18 protein-coding genes and 1 tRNA gene are annotated in these 19,970 nt (G+C 57.7%); 9 read left to right on the forward strand and 10 right to left on the reverse strand.

Translation table 11 applies throughout. The features are described 5' to 3' along the window. The first annotated feature begins 12 nt into the window (after positions 1-12). The 5 genes from D1823_RS00930 (at position 13) to D1823_RS00950 (ending at position 6,822) form a co-directional block, all read left to right on the forward strand. Positions 13-402, forward strand: coding sequence for a GFA family protein (locus D1823_RS00930; RefSeq protein ID WP_117868195.1), 390 nt, complete (start codon positions 13-15; stop codon positions 400-402). Positions 403-513: 111 nt separating this feature from the next. Continuing rightward, a complete protein-coding gene (gene ggt, locus D1823_RS00935) occupies positions 514-2,304 on the forward strand; it encodes a gamma-glutamyltransferase (RefSeq protein WP_117868196.1) in 1,791 nt (596 codons plus the stop codon). A 93-nt stretch (positions 2,305-2,397) separates the two neighbouring features. Beyond that, positions 2,398-3,807 carry an FAD-binding oxidoreductase gene (locus D1823_RS00940; protein ID WP_117868197.1) on the forward strand — a complete coding sequence of 470 codons (1,410 nt, stop codon included), beginning with the start codon at positions 2,398-2,400 and terminating at the stop codon, positions 3,805-3,807. A gap of 86 nt (positions 3,808-3,893) precedes the next feature. After that, positions 3,894-4,172: a hypothetical protein gene (locus D1823_RS00945; RefSeq protein WP_117868198.1), complete on the forward strand. Its 279-nt coding sequence runs from the start codon at positions 3,894-3,896 to the stop codon at positions 4,170-4,172. Positions 4,173-4,314: 142 nt separating this feature from the next. After that, positions 4,315-6,822 carry an FAD-dependent oxidoreductase gene (locus tag D1823_RS00950; protein ID WP_117868199.1) on the forward strand — a complete coding sequence of 836 codons (2,508 nt, stop codon included), beginning with the start codon at positions 4,315-4,317 and terminating at the stop codon, positions 6,820-6,822. Between the two features lie 42 nt (positions 6,823-6,864). Here D1823_RS00950 and D1823_RS00955 read toward each other — a convergent pair whose 3' ends face one another. The 3 genes from D1823_RS00955 to D1823_RS00965 all read right to left on the reverse strand — a co-directional run bounded on the left by D1823_RS00955 (position 6,865) and on the right by D1823_RS00965 (position 8,996). Continuing rightward, positions 6,865-7,200 carry a carboxymuconolactone decarboxylase family protein gene (locus D1823_RS00955; RefSeq protein ID WP_117868200.1) on the reverse strand — a complete coding sequence of 112 codons (336 nt, stop codon included), beginning with the start codon at positions 7,198-7,200 and terminating at the stop codon, positions 6,865-6,867. A 72-nt stretch (positions 7,201-7,272) separates the two neighbouring features. Continuing rightward, positions 7,273-7,926 (reverse strand): DUF938 domain-containing protein, encoded by a 654-nt coding sequence (locus D1823_RS00960; RefSeq protein ID WP_117868201.1) that lies wholly within the window; start codon positions 7,924-7,926, stop codon positions 7,273-7,275. Beyond that, complete coding sequence (locus tag D1823_RS00965) at positions 7,923-8,996, reverse strand: FAD-binding oxidoreductase (protein ID WP_117868202.1); 1,074 nt, start codon at positions 8,994-8,996, stop codon at positions 7,923-7,925. Before D1823_RS00965 ends, D1823_RS00960 begins: the two co-directional genes overlap by 4 nt. A 162-nt stretch (positions 8,997-9,158) precedes the next feature. Between D1823_RS00965 and D1823_RS00970 the strand changes: the two genes are divergently transcribed. Beyond that, the gene (locus D1823_RS00970; RefSeq protein ID WP_117868203.1) at positions 9,159-9,587 is read left to right on the forward strand and encodes a hypothetical protein; all 429 of its coding nucleotides are present in this window, start codon (positions 9,159-9,161) and stop codon (positions 9,585-9,587) included. Continuing rightward, positions 9,584-10,816 (forward strand): HlyD family secretion protein, encoded by a 1,233-nt coding sequence (locus tag D1823_RS00975; protein WP_117868204.1) that lies wholly within the window; start codon positions 9,584-9,586, stop codon positions 10,814-10,816. The genes D1823_RS00970 and D1823_RS00975 overlap by 4 nt, the downstream gene beginning before the upstream one ends. A 61-nt stretch (positions 10,817-10,877) precedes the next feature. Here the strand turns inward: D1823_RS00975 and D1823_RS00980 are convergent, their stop codons facing one another. The 7 genes from D1823_RS00980 to D1823_RS01010 all read right to left on the reverse strand — a co-directional run bounded on the left by D1823_RS00980 (position 10,878) and on the right by D1823_RS01010 (position 18,730). After that, positions 10,878-12,023, reverse strand: a complete 1,146-nt coding sequence (locus tag D1823_RS00980; RefSeq protein ID WP_117868205.1) for an iron-containing alcohol dehydrogenase — start codon at positions 12,021-12,023, stop codon at positions 10,878-10,880. Positions 12,024-12,090: 67 nt separating this feature from the next. Further along, positions 12,091-13,473 carry an aldehyde dehydrogenase family protein gene (locus tag D1823_RS00985; RefSeq protein WP_117868206.1) on the reverse strand — a complete coding sequence of 461 codons (1,383 nt, stop codon included), beginning with the start codon at positions 13,471-13,473 and terminating at the stop codon, positions 12,091-12,093. Between the two features lie 93 nt (positions 13,474-13,566). After that, positions 13,567-14,919, reverse strand: coding sequence for a glutamine synthetase family protein (locus tag D1823_RS00990; RefSeq protein ID WP_117868207.1), 1,353 nt, complete (start codon positions 14,917-14,919; stop codon positions 13,567-13,569). Between the two features lie 90 nt (positions 14,920-15,009). Further along, positions 15,010-16,041, reverse strand: a complete 1,032-nt coding sequence (locus tag D1823_RS00995; protein WP_117868208.1) for a TRAP transporter substrate-binding protein — start codon at positions 16,039-16,041, stop codon at positions 15,010-15,012. A 67-nt stretch (positions 16,042-16,108) separates the two neighbouring features. Next, positions 16,109-17,434 carry a TRAP transporter large permease subunit gene (locus tag D1823_RS01000; RefSeq protein WP_117868209.1) on the reverse strand — a complete coding sequence of 442 codons (1,326 nt, stop codon included), beginning with the start codon at positions 17,432-17,434 and terminating at the stop codon, positions 16,109-16,111. Continuing rightward, positions 17,434-17,952 carry a TRAP transporter small permease subunit gene (locus tag D1823_RS01005; protein ID WP_117868210.1) on the reverse strand — a complete coding sequence of 173 codons (519 nt, stop codon included), beginning with the start codon at positions 17,950-17,952 and terminating at the stop codon, positions 17,434-17,436. Before D1823_RS01005 ends, D1823_RS01000 begins: the two co-directional genes overlap by 1 nt. Before the next feature lie 16 nt (positions 17,953-17,968). After that, positions 17,969-18,730, reverse strand: a complete 762-nt coding sequence (locus D1823_RS01010; RefSeq protein WP_254683766.1) for an N-formylglutamate amidohydrolase — start codon at positions 18,728-18,730, stop codon at positions 17,969-17,971. Between the two features lie 127 nt (positions 18,731-18,857). On the opposite strand from D1823_RS01010, the gene D1823_RS01015 reads away from it, so the two are divergent. Together D1823_RS01015 and D1823_RS01020 are read left to right on the forward strand one after the other, a co-directional pair. Beyond that, positions 18,858-19,730 carry a MurR/RpiR family transcriptional regulator gene (locus D1823_RS01015; protein ID WP_117868212.1) on the forward strand — a complete coding sequence of 291 codons (873 nt, stop codon included), beginning with the start codon at positions 18,858-18,860 and terminating at the stop codon, positions 19,728-19,730. Between the two features lie 104 nt (positions 19,731-19,834). Then, positions 19,835-19,908: transfer RNA gene (locus D1823_RS01020), tRNA-Gly, on the forward strand. The last annotated feature ends 62 nt before the right edge of the window (positions 19,909-19,970 follow it).

The raw sequence follows: 19,970 nt of genomic DNA on the forward strand, positions 1-19,970 counted from the left end.
AAAGGAGCAGGAATGGACGTTTATGAAGGAGGATGCCGATGTGGAAATCTGCGCATCAAAGCTTCAGGTCGTCCTCTCAGGGTCGGGATTTGTCACTGTCTGGATTGTCGGAAGCATCATGGCGCTTTGTTCTATGCGGCGGCCGTTTTCCCGGATGACAGAATTGAGGTTTCCGGCGAAGCGCGCGGCTATGTTGACAGGTTCTTTTGCCCTGGCTGCGGCTCTCCGGTCTTTGCGCGCAGCGGAGCTGAAGTGGAAGTGCATCTTGGGTGCCTTGATGCGCCAGACCAGTTGACGCCAACTTATGAAAGCTGGGTCACCCGGCGTGAAGCGTGGTTGCCTGATTTCTGTGGAATGACCCGCTTTGACCAGGGTCGATTGGCAGACGGCTTAAAGGCTTAACTCATGTGGCGGAAGTCTGCCGTGTGTTCATGCCCGTGCAGCTTATCCTTGTTCAGAGTGTGTTCGGCGTACAGTTTTGATAATTAAGAATGTATTGGAGGATTTGATCAGATGAGACTTGTTTCAGTTCTACTGCTTTCTGCATTGGGTTGTGCAACTCAGGGGTTCGCTCAGGAAGCGGCCGATGCCGTTGCGCCGGAAACGGCCACGGAAGGGCAGGTGCAGGCCATGACAGAAGAGGTCATCGCCGCGCTCGAGGCCAAGCTGGATGGTGTTCCGGTCACGTCTGAGACCTGGATGATTGCCGCAGCCAACCCGCTGGCCGTGGAAGCCGGAGCCAGAGTATTGCGCGCAGGTGGGTCCGCCGCAGACGCAATGGTAGCGGTGCAGGTCGTGCTGGGCCTGGTCGAGCCTCAATCCTCGGGCTTGGGCGGTGGTGCGTTTTTGGTCTGGTACGACGCAGCGACCGGGCAGATGACAACCCTGGACGGGCGTGAAACCGCACCGCTTGCGGCCGCCACACCGACCCTGTTTCAAGACGAAAACGGAGAGCCGCTGAAGTTCTTCGACGCAGTTGTTGGTGGGCTGTCCGTGGGTACTCCGGGCACACCTGCTTTGCTGGAAGAGGCGCATCGCCGCTGGGGCCGTTCTGCGTGGCCGGGATTGTTTGCCGATGGAATCCGGTTGGCGGACGAAGGGTTCCTGGTGTCCCCACGTCTGGCCAGCCTTGTCGAAAACGATGCCGAGCGCCTGTCGCACTTCCCGGAAACCGCTGAATACTTCCTGCCGGGAGGCGAACCGTTGCAGCAGGGGCAGCGCCAGATGAACCCGGCTTATGCCGAAACACTGCGTGTGTTGGCCAGTGACGGGGCAGCTGGATTCTACGGTGGTGAGATTGCAGCAGATATCGTGCGCACGGTTCGCAACGCTCCCGGCAATCCCGGTGTTCTGTCCGGTGCGGATCTTGCGCTGTATCAGGTGATCGAACGCGAGCCGGTTTGCGCAGAATACCGTGCCTATGAAGTCTGCGGCATGGGCCCGCCGTCGTCGGGTGCGCTGACCCTGGGGCAAATTCTGGGGATGCTGAACAGCTATGATCTAGCGGCCATGGGCTCGGAAAGCGCCGAGGCGTGGCGGCTGATCGGAGACGCTTCGCGTCTCGCCTTTGCGGACCGGGGCCGCTACATGGCCGACAGCGATTTCGTACCCATGCCGACCAGCGGGCTGGTCGATCCGGCGTACCTGTCGCAACGTGCTGAATTGCTGGACTCCGAAGGCGCTTTGGCAGAGGTCGGACCGGGGCAACCAGAATTCGATCACGCGCTAAACTGGGCGGATGATGTATCGCTGGAATTGCCCTCGACCTCGCATATCTCGATCGTGGACGGCTATGGCAACGTGCTGTCGATGACCACGACCATCGAGAACGGCTTTGGTTCACGCCTGATGACAAACGGGTTCCTTCTGAACAACGAACTGACGGATTTTTCGTTCAAGACCCACAGTAACGGCGTGCCGATTGCCAACCGGCTGGAGCCCGGAAAACGTCCGCGTTCGTCCATGAGCCCGACCATCGTGATGCAGGATGGCGCGCCGGTTTTGGCTATTGGTTCTCCGGGTGGCAGTCGGATCATCGGCTATGTGGCCAAGTCGATCATCGCCTGGGCCGACTGGGGAATGGATGTGCAACAAGCCGTGTCACTGCCGCATCTGGTCAATCGTTTCGGGACTTACGACGTCGAGGCCGGGACCTCTGCAGAAGGCTTTTCTGACGGGCTGACCGAGCTTGGCTTCGAGGTAAATCCGCGTGACCTGACATCTGGCCTTCACGCCATCGAAATTGGCGGCGGGCTGAGCGGTGGTGCCGACCCGCGCCGCGAAGGTATTGCGCTGGGCGAATAGGCCCTCGGTATTTGTGGGGATTGCCCGCACTTAGTGGGCCAATTAGTCATAGACTGAAAGGCCCGCGATGTGTTGGGGCAAGGGAGGATGACGATGGTGCAGGCGACCGCTTTGCCTCGGAATGAAACAGGTATCGAAACCGTCATAGGCGTTCTGAAACAACGCTTTGGCGACAGGTTGCAAACTGGTGCCGCAATCCGGGAACAGCACGGGCACACCACGACCTGGATTGAAAACCAGAGCCCGGATGCTGTGGTTTTCCCGCATACAACGCAGGAGGTTTCGGAAATCGTCAAAACCTGTGCCGCGCACAGGGTACCGGTGATCCCCTTCGGCACTGGAACGTCGCTGGAAGGGCATGTGAATGCGCCAGCGGGGGGAATTTCGGTCGATCTGATGCAGATGGACAAGGTGCTGGCGGTCCACGCCGAAGATCTGGATTGCGTCGTGCAGCCCGGCGTCACGCGTGAGGCGCTGAACACCCATTTGCGGGACCAGGGTCTGTTCTTTCCGATTGACCCGGGGGCGAATGCCTCGCTGGGCGGTATGGCCGCGACCCGCGCTTCGGGCACCAATGCGGTGCGGTATGGAACGATGAGGGACAACATTCTCAGCCTTGAGGCGGTCATGCCGGACGGCCAGATCATCCGTACCGGTCACAGGGCCAAGAAGTCATCGGCCGGGTATGATCTGGCACGTCTTTTGATTGGGGCGGAAGGTACGTTGGGGATCATCACCGAGTTGACTCTGCGGTTGCAGGGCATCCCCGAAGCGATCAGCTCGGCCAGGTGTTCTTTTCCATCGGTCGATGCAGCGTGTCGTGCTGTGATGATGACCATTCAGTATGGCATTCCGGTCGCCCGAATAGAGTTGCTGGATGAAATGTCGGTTCAGGCGGCAAACGCCTATTCCGGGCTATGCCTGCCGGAAACGCCGTTGTTGCTGCTTGAATTCCATGGCTCTGAAAGCGGTGCAGCGGAACAGGCTGAAACCTTTGGTCAGATCGTCGAGGAGTTCGGCGGCACTGACTTTGCTGCGACCTCGACCACCGAAGAGCGGAACAAGCTTTGGCAGGCCCGGCATGATATGTATTGGGCGTGCCTGCAACTGCGCCCCGGCGCGCGTGGCATTTCCACAGATGTCTGCGTGCCGATCTCGCGTCTGGCGGAATGTGTGACCAGCACCCAACAGAAGGCATCCGATCTTGGTTTGCTCGCGCCAATGGTCGGGCATGTGGGGGATGGGAACTTCCACTCGCTTCTACTGATCGACATGGAAAATACCGAAGAAGTTGTCAAAGCCGAAGAGTTTGTCGGCTGGTTGAATGATCTGGCAATTTCAATGGAAGGCACCTGTACAGGTGAACACGGCATCGGTCAGGGCAAAATGCCTTACCTCATCAAGGAACTGGGTGCTGCCACGCAGTATATGGCGGCGATCAAGGCCGCTCTGGACCCCGAAAATATCATGAATCCCGGCAAGGTTTTGTCCGACCAATCGTAATGATTTTCGCGTTCTGGCCCGCATTGCGCCTTCAAATCGTCCACATGTTTTGGTTTCACAGACTTGATTGAGAACAGGTGGTCGACATGAGTGCAAAATATCTGGCAGGGTTTGCAGCAGTCTGTGGGGTGGTCGTTGCTGGGCTGGATTATTCTCAGCAAGCCAAGGCATCCGAGACTGGGCTGGGTATCAAAGGTTATCTTGCATCGGTATCCTCGCGTGTCGGAATCTCGGACAGTTGGTTCGAAGCAGAAGCTCAACCTGTACAGCCAGAGGAACCTGCGGCTAAGACGCCGTCAGAGGACACTCGGAAGCTCGTCTGCACCACGATCGGGACAAGCAAGCGCTGTCGCTCCAGCGGTTGAGATCAGGGGTTTCATGCCTGATCTTCGATCCGCTTTCGATGTTCGGGTCGTTTTTTTCATATCACTGGTCGGATGAATGTCGCGCGATCCCCCTCAAGTGCGCCATATGGTGTCAACTGATTTCAAGGGGAGACGCCCGGTTATGAAAACCCAAGTCAAAGCATTGGTCGTTGGCGGCGGCGCCGTTGGGACCTCGATTGCCTATCATCTGGCCAAAGCGGGCTGGGATGATGTGATGTTGATCGAACGGGACGAGTTGACGTCCGGGTCCACCTGGCACGCGGCTGGCCTGCTGCCACTGTTCAACATGTCCTATGCGACAACTCACATCCACAAGTACTCGGTCGACTTCTACAAGACGCTGGAAGAAGAAACCGGGCTGAATGCGGGTTTTGCCGTTGTCGGCAACCTGCGCATGGCACAGACGCAAGAGCGCATGGATGAGTATATGCTCTACGCCTCGACAGCGGAGACCTGCGATGTCGCGTACGAATGGCTGACCCCCGACCAGATCAAGGAGCGTTGGCCCCTGATCGAGACATCGGATCTGAAGGGTGCGATCTATCACACCGAGGACGGCTACATTAACCCGGCTGACGTGACTCAGGCGATGGCCAAGGGGGCCCGTCAGCGTGGTGTAGAGATCGTGCGCAAGATGCAGGCGGATGCCTTCCACTGGAATGGCACCCATTGGGAAGTCACCTGCACCAAGATGGTGGAAAAAGGCGGCAATCTTGTCGAGAGCGATGAGAAGGTCGTGATTACTGCCGAGCATGTCGTCACTGCATCGGGCAACCACGCACAGCGCACCGCCAAGATGCTGGGCATCAAGATGTCGGCGATCCCGGTCGAGCATACGTTCATCGTCATGGACAAAGACCCGGAATTGGTCAAATGGCGTGAAGCGGGCAACCCCGAACACCCCGTTGTGCGCGATGCGGACAACGAATCCTATGCGCGTGAAGAGCGCGGTGGCTGGATTCTGGGTATCTATGAACACGGCGCCCCCGCGCGGTTTGAACACGGTGTGCCGGACAGCTTCCGCGCAGACCTGTTCCCGCTGGATCTGGATCGGATTGCGGATCAGTACATGGCCATGGCCGAGCGTGTGCCGTCCTGCGCCGAATCCGGCCTGAAGGACGATTTCAACGGCCCGATCTGCTATACGCCTGACGGCAACCCGCTGGTTGGTCCTGCGCCGGGTCTGCGCAATATGTGGTTGGCAGAAGGTTTCAGCTTCGGTATCACCGCCGCCGGCGGCACCGGCTATTATCTGGCGCAGTTGATGGTCGATGGCGAAGCCGAGATCGACATGGCCTCGCTGGACCCCAAACGCTACAGCAGCAACTGGATGACCACCGAGTTCGCGGCCCGCAAGAACGAAGAGTGCTATGAGCACGTCTATATCCTGCACCATCCGGACGAAGAGCGTGAAGCTTGCCGTCCGCTGCGAACAGTTCCGGCCTACGACCGTCAGAAAGCGCGCGGCGCTCAGTTTGGATGGGTCAACGGCTGGGAACGTCCGAACTATTTCGGCCCCGTCGATGCAGCTGACAATTTCGACAAGGAAAGCCGCTCGTTCCGTCGTGGAGGCTGGTGGCAGTACGCTGTCGAAGAAGCCAAAGCGATCCGCGAAGGCGTCGGCCTGATCGACGCGTCGGCCTTCACCAAACATGTCGTCAAAGGCCCCGGTGCGACCCAGTTCCTGGATTGGTTCACCTGCAACAAGTTGCCGAAGGTCGGTCGGATCAACCTGACCTACGCGCTGACGTCGCACGGTACCACCCGCACCGAATACACCATCGTCCGCAATGGCGAGAACAACTACTACATCGTCTCTGCCGGTGCCTGGACCGAGTATGACGCCGACTACCTCCGCAAGGCGGCCGAGGACAAGATGGAGGAGTTCGGTTACATCGAAATCCAGGACGTGACCACGCAATGGGGCGTCTTCGCCATCGCCGGACCCAAGTCGCGCGACGTTCTGAAAGAGGTCATCAAAGACGCCGATCCGGAAACCGCGCTGTCCAACAAGCGATTCCCGTGGCTGTCGGCCCGTCAGATCGAACTGGGCATGTGCCCGGTCAACGCGATCCGCGTGGCCTATACCGGCGAACTGGGCTGGGAGCTGCACCACCCGATCGAGATGCAGAACTACCTGTTCGACCTGCTTGAAAAAGCCGGTGAGAAGCACGGCATGAAGCTGGTCGGTGCGCGCGCCCAGAACTGGCTGCGGCAGGAGAAATCCTATCGCGCCTTCGGCACCGAACTGGGCCGCGATGCGACCCCGCTGGAAGCCGACCTGCCGCGCTTTGTCGATTTGTCGAAAGACTTCTACGGCAAGGCCAAGCTGGAAGAGACCGGCGTGCGCGTGAAGTGCTGTACCCTGCTGATCGACGGCCCGGAGGATGCCGACCCATGGGGCCGCGAGGCACTGTACACACCGGAAGGCGAGCGTGTGGGTCGATTGACCTCGGGCGGTTATTCCGTGGCATTCGAGAAGTCCATCAGCATGGGTTATGTAAAGCCCGAGCTGGCAGTCGAAGGCACAAAGCTGAAGGTCAAAATGCAGGACAAGCTTTGGGATGCGGTTGTAACCTGCGACAGCCCTTACGATCCTAAAAACGAAACCATCCGCAAGGACGGTTGATCGAAGAAAGGCCCTGGAAACCTCCGGGGCCTTTTCTTTTTGTCATGCTGAGAGTTCGTCGAAGCATTCCAGCGCTTTGGCCGCGTACATCATTGCTGGGCCGCCACCCATCTGGATTGCCATGGCCAACACGTCGGACACTTCCTCTCGTGTTGCACCTGCCTTGATCAAAGCTTCGGTATGCAGGGTGATACAGGGTTCGCAGCGCAGGCTGACCGACATGCCTAACGCAATGAGTTCCTTGGTTTTGTAGTCGAGTGTACCGCTCTCTTTGACGGCTTTGCCAAGCGCTCCGAATGCGCGCGTCGTGTCGGGGATAGAACCGTTCAGGTTTCGCAAACTCTTTCGTGTTGCCGAGAGTTTTTCTTGCCATGCCATTTCTGAGTGCCCTTCTTCATATTTCGCAACCGGAATATGAAGTGGGGTACAGCTGTTTGACTTTGATCTCGATCAGACGACAGGGCGCTCGGCAATGAATGCAAGGTTGTTGGCAGGCATCTCGACCGTAGCCAGCATGTGCAGACCGACGTTTTTGAACAAATTCAGAATGTCCCCGTCGTTTTTGTAGCCGATTTCGGGGTCTTGTTGAAACAAAGCCGCATGAAAGCGGACATCCCCGTCACTGGTGAGTTGGCCCGAGCGTTTGAATGGGCCGTACAAGATGAACCGCCCCTTTGGTGACAGCGATTGGGCGACTTCTGAAACGATGGTTCTGGTTTCCTGCCAACTGATCAAGTGAATCAAGTTGATCAGAACGATCAGGTCCTTGCCGTAAATCCGCCTGTGCCAGCCTGAATTCACTGCATCCAGTTCTACGACCTGCGCGACATTGGGCGAGTTGCGGGTATAGGCGTCGATACTCACGCGCCGCTCAGGTTCAACTTCCGAAGGCTGCCAGGTCAGCCCGGGCAGCACTTCGGCGAAGGCACTGACATGCTGACCTGTCCCGCTTGCAATTTCCAATGCCTGACCTTGGGACGGGCCCCATTCTTGCAGCAATGCACACAGGGCGTCCGTGTTTCGGGATGCTGCCGGGGCCACCAGCTTGCCATCTTCAGACGCATTGGCAACGCTTGCAGAAGAGGGGAGGCTGCGTTTGATCATCGTTTTAACCTGTAAGGGGTCAACATGCCTACTATGTCAGGTTTCAGCTCGGGTGTGTTTCCAACAACAAGATCGCACAACAGTTGCGAGGCCGCCGGTGAGGTTTGAAAACCATACCCGCCCTGACCGCCACTCCAGACAAACGAAGGGTCCAGTGGGTCGCGCCCAAGCACCAAGGTCCCGTCAGGGGCAAAACTGCGCAAACCTGCCCAATTCGTTTCAACCCTTGTGACCGGCTCGGTCATCAACTCTTCATACCGCGCCAGACCCTCTGCCAACACCATATCATCTGCATAGGCATCCTGCGGCGGAACCGGATCGGCTTCGGAGGGAGAGACCAGAAGCTTGCCCGCATCCGGTTTGGCGTACCATGTCTCGCCAGCGCCCAGCATCATGGGCCAGACAGAAACGTCATGCCCTCCGGGGGCGGGCAGACGCGCCATCGACCGACGGCGAGGTGTGATGCCGATACCAGGCAGCCCTGCAAGCTGTGCAACCTCATCCACCCAGGCACCGGCTGCGTTGACCAGAGTGCGGGCTTCAAAGATCTCATTGGCCTCAACCACCCAGTGCTTTTCTTTTCGAATGCCGGTGACTTTGCTTTTCGTCGAAACCGTTCCTCCGTTTTGCCGGATGGTCCGGGCGAAATCCTGCAACAGGCGATCTGTATCGATGTCAAAGGCCGCTTCGCTGATGGCTGCAAACCCGACTTTGTCCGGGTTCAGGATCGGAACGCGCGATATGGCCTGATCCATCGTTATCTTCACCATGTTCAGATCGGCGCGATCGGCTTCAAAAATGTCGGGTTGTTCAACCGCTCCGACCAGCATCAAACCCCGCGGGGTCAGGTACCCGCCATTCTGTGTGCGCAAGAAGGCGGCCCCCGCTTTGTTCAGGGCGACGACCGAGGGAGGCCCATAGCTTTCTTCGAACAACGCCGCCGACCGGCCCGATGCGTGATAGCCCAGGGCGTCTTCGGCTTCGAGAACCACCACAGTTCCATGTTGCGACAGGCGCGCACCCGCACTGAGCCCGGCAATTCCGCCGCCGATGATAAGGAAATCAATCATGATTTGCGATCCGTTCGAGACAGATATGCAATGGGTTTCTTGAATTTCATGCTGACCCTAAAGCTCCTCATTCGCCACGCGTTTGGGTTTTCAAACTATAAGCAGCCTTGAAATTGTGCTTCAACCCGGTCAAAGAAGTATCAAAATAAACAGGAGGGTAAGGTGACCGCAGCAGACCTTCATCCAATGGCCACAGGGCATGTTCCCGGATACGTTGTCGCAGCTGACGGAAGCGATTACCTTTTCTCCGCCATGGTCGTTTTTTTCGTCGTTCTGGTGGTGTTGATCGGTGTCGGATACCTGACACTTCATTCAGTTCCTGAAAAAATGGCCCACGAAAACAATCACCCGCAATTCCAATTGGTGGGTATTCTGGCGCTGCTGGCACTGTTCACACATAATGGGCTTTTCTGGGTTGCCGCTATATTGGTCGCAGGGTTCCAGTTTCCGGATTTTGCCACCCCGCTTAGAAATATTGCCGACGCCATTCGTTCTCTTGGTCAATCTCCTGTTCCGGAACCGGTGCCTGAAACAACGGTACCGGCATCGCCGGATTCCGAAGCCAGCGATGCGCAGGAGCAAACCACATGATCGAGACCATGCTCTGCGCCCTGATAACGGTGCTGCCCGACTATCTGTTCCGCCGGTTCGTTCAGGGTAAGCGGATCGGTCACGAGATTACCTTGTTTACCATGTGGTACGAACTGCGGTGGGGGTTGACCACCTGTGCCATTCTGGCGCTGACCGTGATCACCACGCTGTTTTATTTTCATCCAGCTAGTAAAACCGCGGCGTCCTATTTCCGGACAGTGACCATTCTGCCGCAATTGGGTGGCCGTGTTTCCGAGGTTTTTGTCAAGAACAATGAGCTGGTAACCGCTGGGCAACCGATTTTTCGGATCGAGGATTTTAGTCAGACTGCACAGGTTCAGGCGGCAAATGCGCAGATTGCACAGGTGCAGGCCTCACTTAAGGTTGCGGAAACCGACTTGGCCGAGGCCGAAGCTGGAATTGCCGGTGCCAAGGCAGCGCTTGCGCAGTCTCTGGAGGATCTTGAGCGCAACACAACCCTGCGTGACGAAGGTTCAAGCGCGGTAAGGTTGGCCGAGATTGAGAGGCTGGAAAACCTTGTTGCCCAGCGAGAGGCCCAGGTTCTTGCAGCGGAATCCAAACGTGCTGCGGTTGAGCAGCAGATTGAAGAACTGATCCCCGCGCAGCTGGCAAGTGCCATTGCGCAACTGGATGCTGCGCAGACCGAATTGGACAAAACCGTAATCATCGCGGGCGTCACGGGGCGGGTCGAACAGTTCGGCCTGCAGGTCGGTGATTACGTAAGCCCGTTGTTGCGACCTGCTGGTATTCTAGTGCCATCGCACACCGGACATGACCGCTTTCAGGCCGCTTTCAGCCAGCTGTCTGCTCAGGTGATAAAGCCGGGCATGATTGGCGAATTGGGCTGCATGACCAAGCCATTCACCGTGATCCCCACTGTGGTGGTCGAGGTGCAGGATGTCATTCCTTCCGGCCAGATCCGTCCATCGGATGAATTGCGGGACGTGCAGACCAACAGCAATCCCGGCTCGATTCTGGTTTATATGGAGCCGCTATACAAAGGTATGGCCGATGACATTCCACCGGGCAGCAATTGTCTGGCCAATGTCTACACAGACAACCACGAGCGGTTGGAGCACGAGGATCTGGGCTTTTGGGATGCGGCTTTCCTGCATGTGGTCGACACGATCGGCGTGGTGCATGCGGCCGGTCTGCGTTTGCGTCTGATCCTGATGCCTGTCAACACACTGGTGCTGACCGGGCACTGATCTGGTACAGGCTGCGCAGTTTTGTAGGGCCCGGCAGAAACTCACTGCCGGGCCCTTGGTTTTACAGAGCCGCCTTGAACAGTTGCGTCAGGTTGTCTTTCGTCAACTCAATCGGGTTTCCGCCGCATGAAGGATCGACGATCGCCCCTTCGACAAGCTCTGCGATTGAGGCTTCGGTCACACCCAGGTCGGACAGAGTGCGGGGGATGCCAAGGCTGTCGTTGAAATCCTGCACGAAGGCGCGGAACCCATCGAAGCCACCGTCGATGTCCAGATATGCCGCGGCTTGCTGGAACCGGTCTGCAATGGCCGGGGCGTTGAAGTCCAGAACAGCGGGCATGCAGACCGCGTTTGTGGTGCCGTGATGGGTGTTGAATACAGCACCAATTGGGTGGCTCATCGCGTGGATCGCGCCAAGGCCCTTCTGGAATGCCGTTGCGCCCATGGCAGCGGCGCTCATCATCTGGGCACGGGCTTCGATATCGGTACCGTCAGCATAAGCGCGTGGCAAGTACTCCTTCACCAGTCGCATACCTTCCAGCGCGATGCCCTGGCTCATTGGGTGATAATGCGGGCTCGAGAAGGCTTCGACGCAATGCGCGAAGGCGTCCAGGCCTGTTCCTGCCGTGATGAACTTGGGCATTCCGACGGTCAGATCCGGGTCGCAAATCACAACGGTGGGCAGAACCTTGGGATGAAAGATGATCTTCTTGGCATGGGTCTCAGAATTGGTGATGACGCTTGCGCGGCCCACTTCCGACCCTGTCCCTGCGGTGGTCGGAACCGCAATGATTGGCGCGATAACGTCGGCATCGGCACGGGTCCACCAGTCGTCGATATCCTCAAAATCCCAAACGGGGCGGGTCTGACCCGCCATGAATGCGACCATCTTGCCCAGATCCAGCCCGGAGCCGCCGCCAAAGGCGATCACCCCGTCATGGCCACCCGCGTTGTAGGTCGCAACTCCAGCCTCGAGGTTCTTCTCATTCGGGTTGGGGTCCACATCGCTGAACACCCCACGGCCCAGGCCAGCGGCGTCCATGATATCCAGTGTCGCGGTGGTGATGGGCAGATCGGCCAGCCCCTTGTCCGTGACCAGCAATGGCTTCTTCATTCCGGCGGCGGCGCAGGCTTCGGGTAATTCCCTGATGCGCCCGGCTCCGAATTTGATGGCGGTCGGATAGGACCAGTTTCCAACAAGTGTCATGTCAGGTTTCCTTTGCAAAATAAGGCCTGCTTCGGCGAGGGGGTGGGTCCGAAGCAGGCCGTCGTCCTTAGCCCGTTACCTTTTTGAGGTGGTAGGATTTGGGACGTGTCAGGTTGTGATATCCGATCACGGACAGACCGCCGCCGCGCCCGGTATTCTTGCAGCCCGTCCAGCACAGGCCGGGGTCCAGATAGTCGGCGCGGTTCATGAACACAGTGCCCGTTTCAATCCGGTCACCTACCCGCGCCGCACGATCCACATCACGGGTCCACAGGCTGGCGGTCAGGCCAAACTCACTGTCATTCATCAATGCGATGGCCTCTTCGTCGGATGACACTTTCATGATGCCCACCACGGGCCCAAAGCTCTCGTCCCGCATCACGCGCATGTCATGGGTGACATTGGTCAGGATTTGCGGTGTCAGGCACGCGCCACCATCGTCTTCAGCGAAGGTGTCGATATGCGCGACCGCGCCGGATGCAACCGCCTCGGCGATCTGTGCTCGCACCTCATCGGCAAAACGCACATTGGCCATCGGGCCAATCGTTGTCTCGGCATCCAGCGGGTTGCCCAGTTTGTACCCCTTCACGATGTCCACCGCCTTGGCGACAAAGTCATCATAGAGGCTTTCGTGGACATAGATCCGCTCAATACCACAACAACACTGGCCCGAATTGAACATCGCACCGTCAATCAGCGTGTCGACTGCGGCATCCAGATCGGCGTCGTCCATGACATAGCCGGGATCCTTGCCGCCCAGCTCGGTGCCGACGCCAGTAAATGTGCCGGCCGCGGCACGTTCCATCGCCTGGCCGCCGCCGACCGAACCGGTGAAGTTCACAAAATCAAACGCGTTACCCGCAATCAGGTCGTTCGTAACATCGTGGTTCAGAAAGACGTTCTGGAACACGTCCTCGGGCACACCCGCCGAATGGAACGCCCTTGCCATGCGCTCGCCCACCAGCAAGGTCTGGGTGGCGTGTTTCAGGACGACCGTGTTGCCCGCGATAAGCGCCGGTGCGACCGTGTTGATCGCCGTCATGTAAGGATAGTTCCAGGGCGCCACCACAAAGACGACCCCGTGCGGGATGCGCTTGATATAACGCTTGAACGTCTCATCCTCGCCCACAGCGATATCTGCCAGGGACGCCTCGGCAATCTTCGCCATGTGGCTTGCGCGTTCGTTGAACCCACCGAACTCACCACCATAACGCACCGGGCGACCCATCATATGGGCCAGTTCGGGCACGATCTCATCGTTCATGGCACCAATGGCGGCCACGCCAGCCATCACAAGATCAATCCGCTCCTGCAACGGACGGGTCGCCCATTCCGCCTGAGCAGCCCGAGCGCGGGCTGCGGCCCCGAAAGCGGCGTCTCGCGACAATACTTCACGTTCGGCAAAAACCGATCCGTCGATCGGCGAGACACATTTCAATATCTGCCCCATTTTCACTCCATTTCCGAAAGAAACAGGAACCCTGCTTCATCTGGCTAAAAATATCCCGGGGGCTGGGGGCAGAGCCCCCAGCACGACCCGAACTCACGCCCGCTCGAACCCGCGGGCGATTTCCCAATCCGTCACCACGCGCTCGAACTCCTCGATTTCGACCTCAGCAGCACGGGTATAGTGGTCGACGACGTCATCGCCCATGGCCGCCCGCAACATGACCGAACCATGCAGGGCATCCCGCGCCGCACGAAGGTTGCCAGGGATCATGCCAGTCTCGCCCTGATAAACGTCCCCTTGGGTGGGTGGCTGCAAGTCCAACTCCTCTTCGATGCCCGCGATCCCTGCCGCCAGCATGCCAGCCATCGCCAGATAGGGGTTCATATCTGAGCCCGGAATCCGGCACTCGACTCGCACAGCCTTGGTGCCGTCTCCGCACAGGCGGAAACCAGCGGTGCGGTTGTCCACTGACCAGATGATCCGCGTCGGCGCGAAGGTGCCTTTCATGAAGCGTTTGTAGCTGTTGATGTAGGGTGCCATGAAACAGGTATAATCCGGGGCGTATTTCAGCAGACCGGCCATGTAGTTCTTCATCAGCGCCGACATGCCCAGTTCGTCAGCGTCATCGTAAAAGGCGGGCTTGCCGTCGGCCCACAGTGACTGATGCACGTGGGATGAACTGCCCACCTTATCGTGATGCCATTTCGGCAGGAAAGTCGCCGCATGACCATGCTGCCACGCGATCTCTTTCACCGCGTTTTTGGCAATCGAATGGTACTCGGCTGTATCCATGGCGGGCGCGTATTTGATGTTCAGCTCTTCCTGCCCAGTCTCGGCCTCACCTTTGGTGTTCTCAACCGGAATACCCGCATCCCACAAATGGTTGCGGATCGGACGCATCACATGTTCTTCCTTGGTGGTCTGCAGGATGTGATAGTCTTCGTTATAGCCTGATACCGGCGCCAGATCGCGGAACCCTTCCTTGCGGATCTGATCAAAGCTCTTTTCGAACAGGAAAAACTCAAGCTCGGTCGCCGTCATGGCGTCATAGCCCATGGCTTTCAAACGGTTGACCTGCTTTTTCAGGATAGAACGCGGTGCGTGCGGCACTTCCTCATGGGTGTGATGATCCAGCACATCACACATCACCATCACCGTGCCCTCAAGCCACGGCACCGGGCGCAGGGTGCTAAGGTCCGGCTTCATGACATAATCGCCATAGCCCCGTTCCCAACTGGTCGAGGCATAGCCATCGGGTGTCGCCATCTCCAGATCGGTGGCCAGCAGGTAGTTGCAGCAATGGGTCTCTTCCCATGCGCCTGCCACGAAATGGCCCGCGTGAAATCGTTTGCCCATCAATCGGCCCTGCATGTCCACCATGCAGACCAAAACCGTGTCAACCGAACCCTCGGATACCTGCGTTTTCAGATGTTCGAACGTGAGCATGTGCCACCTTTATCTTTGCCGAGATCCATCATCGGCCATTCGTCCTGTTTGACCCGCCCCCACGGAAGGGGCAGGTCGCTTGGCCAATTCTTAGCCGTAGCGGTAGGGCCGTCCAGCCTTCAGCATGTCGGCGTTATATTGTTTGAAGATTTCAACAACCTTCGCCTTGGTCTCGGACTCGGCTGCTATCTCATCCCAGAATGCAACGGCGGCCGCCTCGACCGTCGCCCATTCGTCGTCCGGAATCGAGGTCAGCTGCATCTTGTCGCCATTGACGCGCAGGCTGGCTTCACCGCCCCAGTACCACCACTGACGATAATAGTGCGACTGATCGGTGCAAACGCGGAACAAGGTCTGCAGGTCTTCGGGCAACTCATTCCAGCGATCCATGTTGGCGAAGAACGATCCAGCCCATGCGCCCGAAATGTTGTTGGTCAGGAAGTAGTTGGTCACATCCGCCCAGCCGACAGTGTAGTCTTCGGTGATGCCGGACCATGCGATGCCGTCCAGCTCACCAGTTTGAACCGCGACTTCGATGTCTTCCCAGGGCAGGGTGACCGGCACAACGCCGAACTGAGACAGGAAGCGGCCCGCAGTCGGGAAGGTGAAGACACGCTTGCCCTGCAGGTCAGCGAGACTGTTGATCGGGTCTTTGGTGGCAAAGTGGCAAGGGTCCCACGCACCGGCCGAGATGTGTTTTACACCGACTGCCGAATATTGCTCGTCCCAGATTTCATTCAGGCCGTACTGGTTGAACAGAACCGGCACATCCAAAGAATAGCGTGATGCGAATGGGAAATAGCCGCCGAAAACAGTGACCTCGGTGGGTGACGCCATCGAGTCATCATCCGACTGCACGGCATCAATCGTGCCGCGCTGCATGGCGCGGAACAATTCACCCGTTGGAACCAGCTGATCGGCATAGAACAGCTCGATCTGCATCCGGTCGCCGGCGATTGTGTTGAACATCTTGATGGCGGGGTCGATCACGTGTTCGGCCAACGCCGGGCCGGCATAGGTCTGCATCCGCCATCTGATGGTCGATTGCGCCAGTGCAGGCGTCGCCAGCGCAGCAGCGGGGGCCGCCGCGGCACCTTTCAGAAATGTACGTCTGTTCGTCATTCTCTCTCTCCGTTGGTCAGTTTCAGTTATGCGGGGATTGCCCGCGAAGCCCCGGTTTGATCCGGGATCATTTGTTGTAAACGTATTCGGGCAGCCAGAGCGCGATCTGCGGGAAGGTCATGATAATCGCCAGCGCCAGCGTCATCACCATCACGAAAGGCAGGATTGACCCGTAGATGTCGCGCAGCGAAATCTCTGGCGGTGCCATCGCGCGCATCAGGAACAGGTTATAGCCGAAGGGCGGTGTCATATAGGCGATCTGGGTCGTGATCGTATAGAGCACCCCATACCAGATCAGATCGAATCCCATTGCGCCGACCAGGGGAACGTACAAAGGCGCGACGATCACCAGCATGGCAGTGTCGTCCAGAAACGTGCCCATCAGGATAAAGCTGAGCTGCATCAAGATCAGGATCAGCCAAGGGTTCAGGCCCAGACGTTCGGTAAACAGGTTCTCGATTGCTCGAACGGCGCCCAAACCGTCGAAAACAGCGCCAAAGGCAAGCGCAGCCAGGATGATCCACATGAACATACAGGTAATGCCCAACGTTGACCGGACCGAGGTCTCGAATACTTCGCGCGTCATACGGCCCTTGAGGATGGCTGCGGCGAACGCCGTCAAGGCGCCGATGGCTGAGCTTTCGACCAGCGAGGTCCAGCCGTTGACAAAGGGCACCATCATCGCGGCGAATATACCCAAAGGCAGAAGGCCCGCGCGCAACAGGCGCAGTTTCTCTGCCATGGGCACGTCGCGCTCTTCGGCTGACAGAGCCGGCCCCAAGGCCGGGTTAATGCGGCAGCGGATCACGATATACAGGATGAACATTGCAGCCATCATCAGCCCGGGAAGCAGCCCGGCAAGCCACAGCTGCCCAACCGGCTGGCGCGCAATCATTGCATAAAGAACCAGCACGACGGAGGGTGGCACAAGGATGCCCAGTGATGATCCGGCTTGTATCACCCCGGTCACCATCTTCTTGTCGTACCCACGTTTCAGCAACTCAGGCAGCGCAATGGTCGCTCCGATGGCCATGCCCGCAACACTCAGCCCGTTCATGGCCGAAATCAGCACCATAAGGCCAATCGTGCCAATCGCGAGACCGCCGTTCAGACCGCCCATCCAGACGTGGAACATCTTGTACAGATCGTCTGCGATTTTGGACTCGGCCAAAACGTAGCCCATGAAGATGAACATCGGCAGGGTCAGCAGCGGGTACCATTTCATCAGCTTCATGGCTGCCGAAAAACCAATGTCATAGCCGCCGCGATCCCCCCACAGGAACAGGGCGGCCATCACGGCGACAAAACCAATCGCGCCAAAAACGCGCTGCCCGGTCATTAGCATCAGCATCATGGTCGAAAACATCAGGATGGCGATCAACTCGTAGGACATCAGATCACCTCGCGCGGGATGTCATGGCCCTGGATGCGCAGAATATCTTTGAACAGTTCCGAGATTGCCTGCAGCAACATCAGGAACAGACCCACGACCATTATGACCTTGATCGGCCACAGATAGGGACGCCACGCCGTCGGGCTGCGTTCACCATATTGCAGCGAATAGCTCAGCGAGTCGTATCCGCCATAAATCATCACACCAAGATAGGTTATCAGGAAAAAGACGGTGATCGCATCCGTCCATGCCCGACGGCGGTCGGACCATTCGCCGTACAGCAGGTCCATGCGGACGTTGGACCCCATCTGGATCGAATAAGGGCCGCCCAGAATGTAGTAGGCGACCATTGCGAACTGGGCCATCTCCAGTGTCCATAGCGATGGCAGAAAGAACGTTTTCGAGATCGAGGACCAGAGCAGGATGCCCATCATGACGAATATTCCGTACATGACAACGCGCCCGATCCAGCGGTTCGCGCGGTCAATGACCGCCACATATCCCCGCATAAAATTCATCTCGATACCTCTGTTCTCATGGTTTCGCCTCTGCGTGCGATATGTCTTTGATGACCGATTGCAGAATTGGCATCAGCAATCCCGCAATGCGATTCACGCCTTTTGGTGAGTCGATCAGATCGTTTCGGACTTCGATCATGACATTTGGAAGCCCACGCCTGATCGCGTGTTCGCGCAACGTGTGTGTGACGCCATCTGTGGCCGAGTAGGGCTCATTCAAAGCCACACGTAGCCCCGAGCCTTCCGAGTGCCGAAGCATGAGTTGTGCGGCGCAGTCGTCTGCATCATGGAGAATTCCCAGCTCTACCGATCTGGGTTGTCCTTTGTAGACAGGCGTGAAGCTGTGGATCGTAAACACAACCGGCGGTTCACGTCGCGAATCCAGCGTAGATGAAACCAGCTGTTTGAACGGTTCATAGACATCGCGAACCCGCTGGGCACGTTGAGCGTCCGTCAGGTTCATGTTTCCGGGAACGGAAAACACTTCGCTGACCTGCGGCATGGCATCTTCGCGTTCGGGCGGACGGTTGCAGTCATAAACCAGCCGACTGACGCGCGAGTGGACAAGCGGCGCATCCAAAGCGCCCATCAGTTCCACCGAAAGGTCCAGCGCGCCGATGTCCCACGCCGCATGAGAAGACGCAGCCACCTCATCCAGCCCCAATCCACCCAGCGCGGCAGGAATAAACCGGCTTGCATGTTCGCATATCAGCACAGCAGGCGCGCGACCGTGCGCATTGAGCACGCGGGCTGCCGGGGCTTCAGTCGGCTGTAGCAATGATGACTCGGTCTCGTGACGCATAGGTAGCATTTGTTACAGCAACTTCTCACCTGTCAAGAAAATTTCTGTAGACAAAATTACAAACAAACATATTCTGTAACAAATTTAAGAAATGAGAGCGCCAATGGCCACCGTTGCCAAACTTGTCAAACAGCGGATTCAGGATGAGCTGGACGATCTGACACGCTCCGAGCGTCAGTTGGCCTCTGTCCTGTTGCAGGATTATCCGATGGCCGGTTTGCAATCGATCACCAAGCTGGCCGCTGCAGCGCAGGTTTCGACCCCGACCGTTATTCGCATGGCGCGCAAGCTTGGCTTCGACGGGTTCCCGGACCTGCAGGACGCGCTGCGCGAAGAAGTGGCGGCGCAGATCAAAAAGCCGATCTCGAAGCGGGACGCCTGGGTTGTGGATGATGAGGCTGAGCATCCAACAACGCGCTTTGCGCAAGCGGTATGGACCAACATGCGCCACACGCTGGAACGTCTGGACAAAGAGATGTTCGATGCCGTTGCGCATCTTCTGGCAGAGACAGAGCGCCATCTTTATGTCGTTGGTGGCCGCATCACCCGGTCAAACGCGGATTACCTGTTCAATCACATGCAGATCATCCGACCCAATGTGACGATGCTGGGCAATTCGGCGAATGTCTGGCCGCAATACCTTTTGGATATGGATGAATCATCCGTTCTGGTGATCTTCGACATCCGCCGTTACGAGGCGCATCTGGAGAAGCTGGCACAGGTTGCCTCGGGCCGCGGCGTCACCGTTGTGCTGTTTACGGATCAATGGGGGTCACCGATAGGAAAGACCGCCAATTATTCCTTCCACGCGCTGGTTGAGGCACCATCCAGTTGGGATTCGACGATTGCCTTGCAGTTGATTTCAGAAACACTGATTGCAGAAGTGCAGGAGGCACGGTGGGAAGAAAGCAAGGAGCGGATTGAAGAACTGGAACGGTTTTTCTCGTCGACCAGAATATTCCGTAACCAGGACTGAACGTCCGGTAGTGGGCGGCGCAGTTTCCGAAAAAATGCACCACTAAATTTGCCACTTCCGGCTTGACGTGCCCGAACGCATGACTTAACCAGCGCAAACCATTTGCGGGTATAGCTTAATGGTAAAGCCCCTGCCTTCCAAGCAGGCTATGTCGGTTCGATTCCGTCTACCCGCTCCATTCCTTTCATTAAATTCTGCGTCAAATGGCCCTTTCGACCTACCGATTGTGGTCGTGATGCT

It is taken from the genome of Ruegeria sp. AD91A (genome assembly GCF_003443535.1).
In the GTDB taxonomy this organism is placed as follows: domain Bacteria; phylum Pseudomonadota; class Alphaproteobacteria; order Rhodobacterales; family Rhodobacteraceae; genus Ruegeria.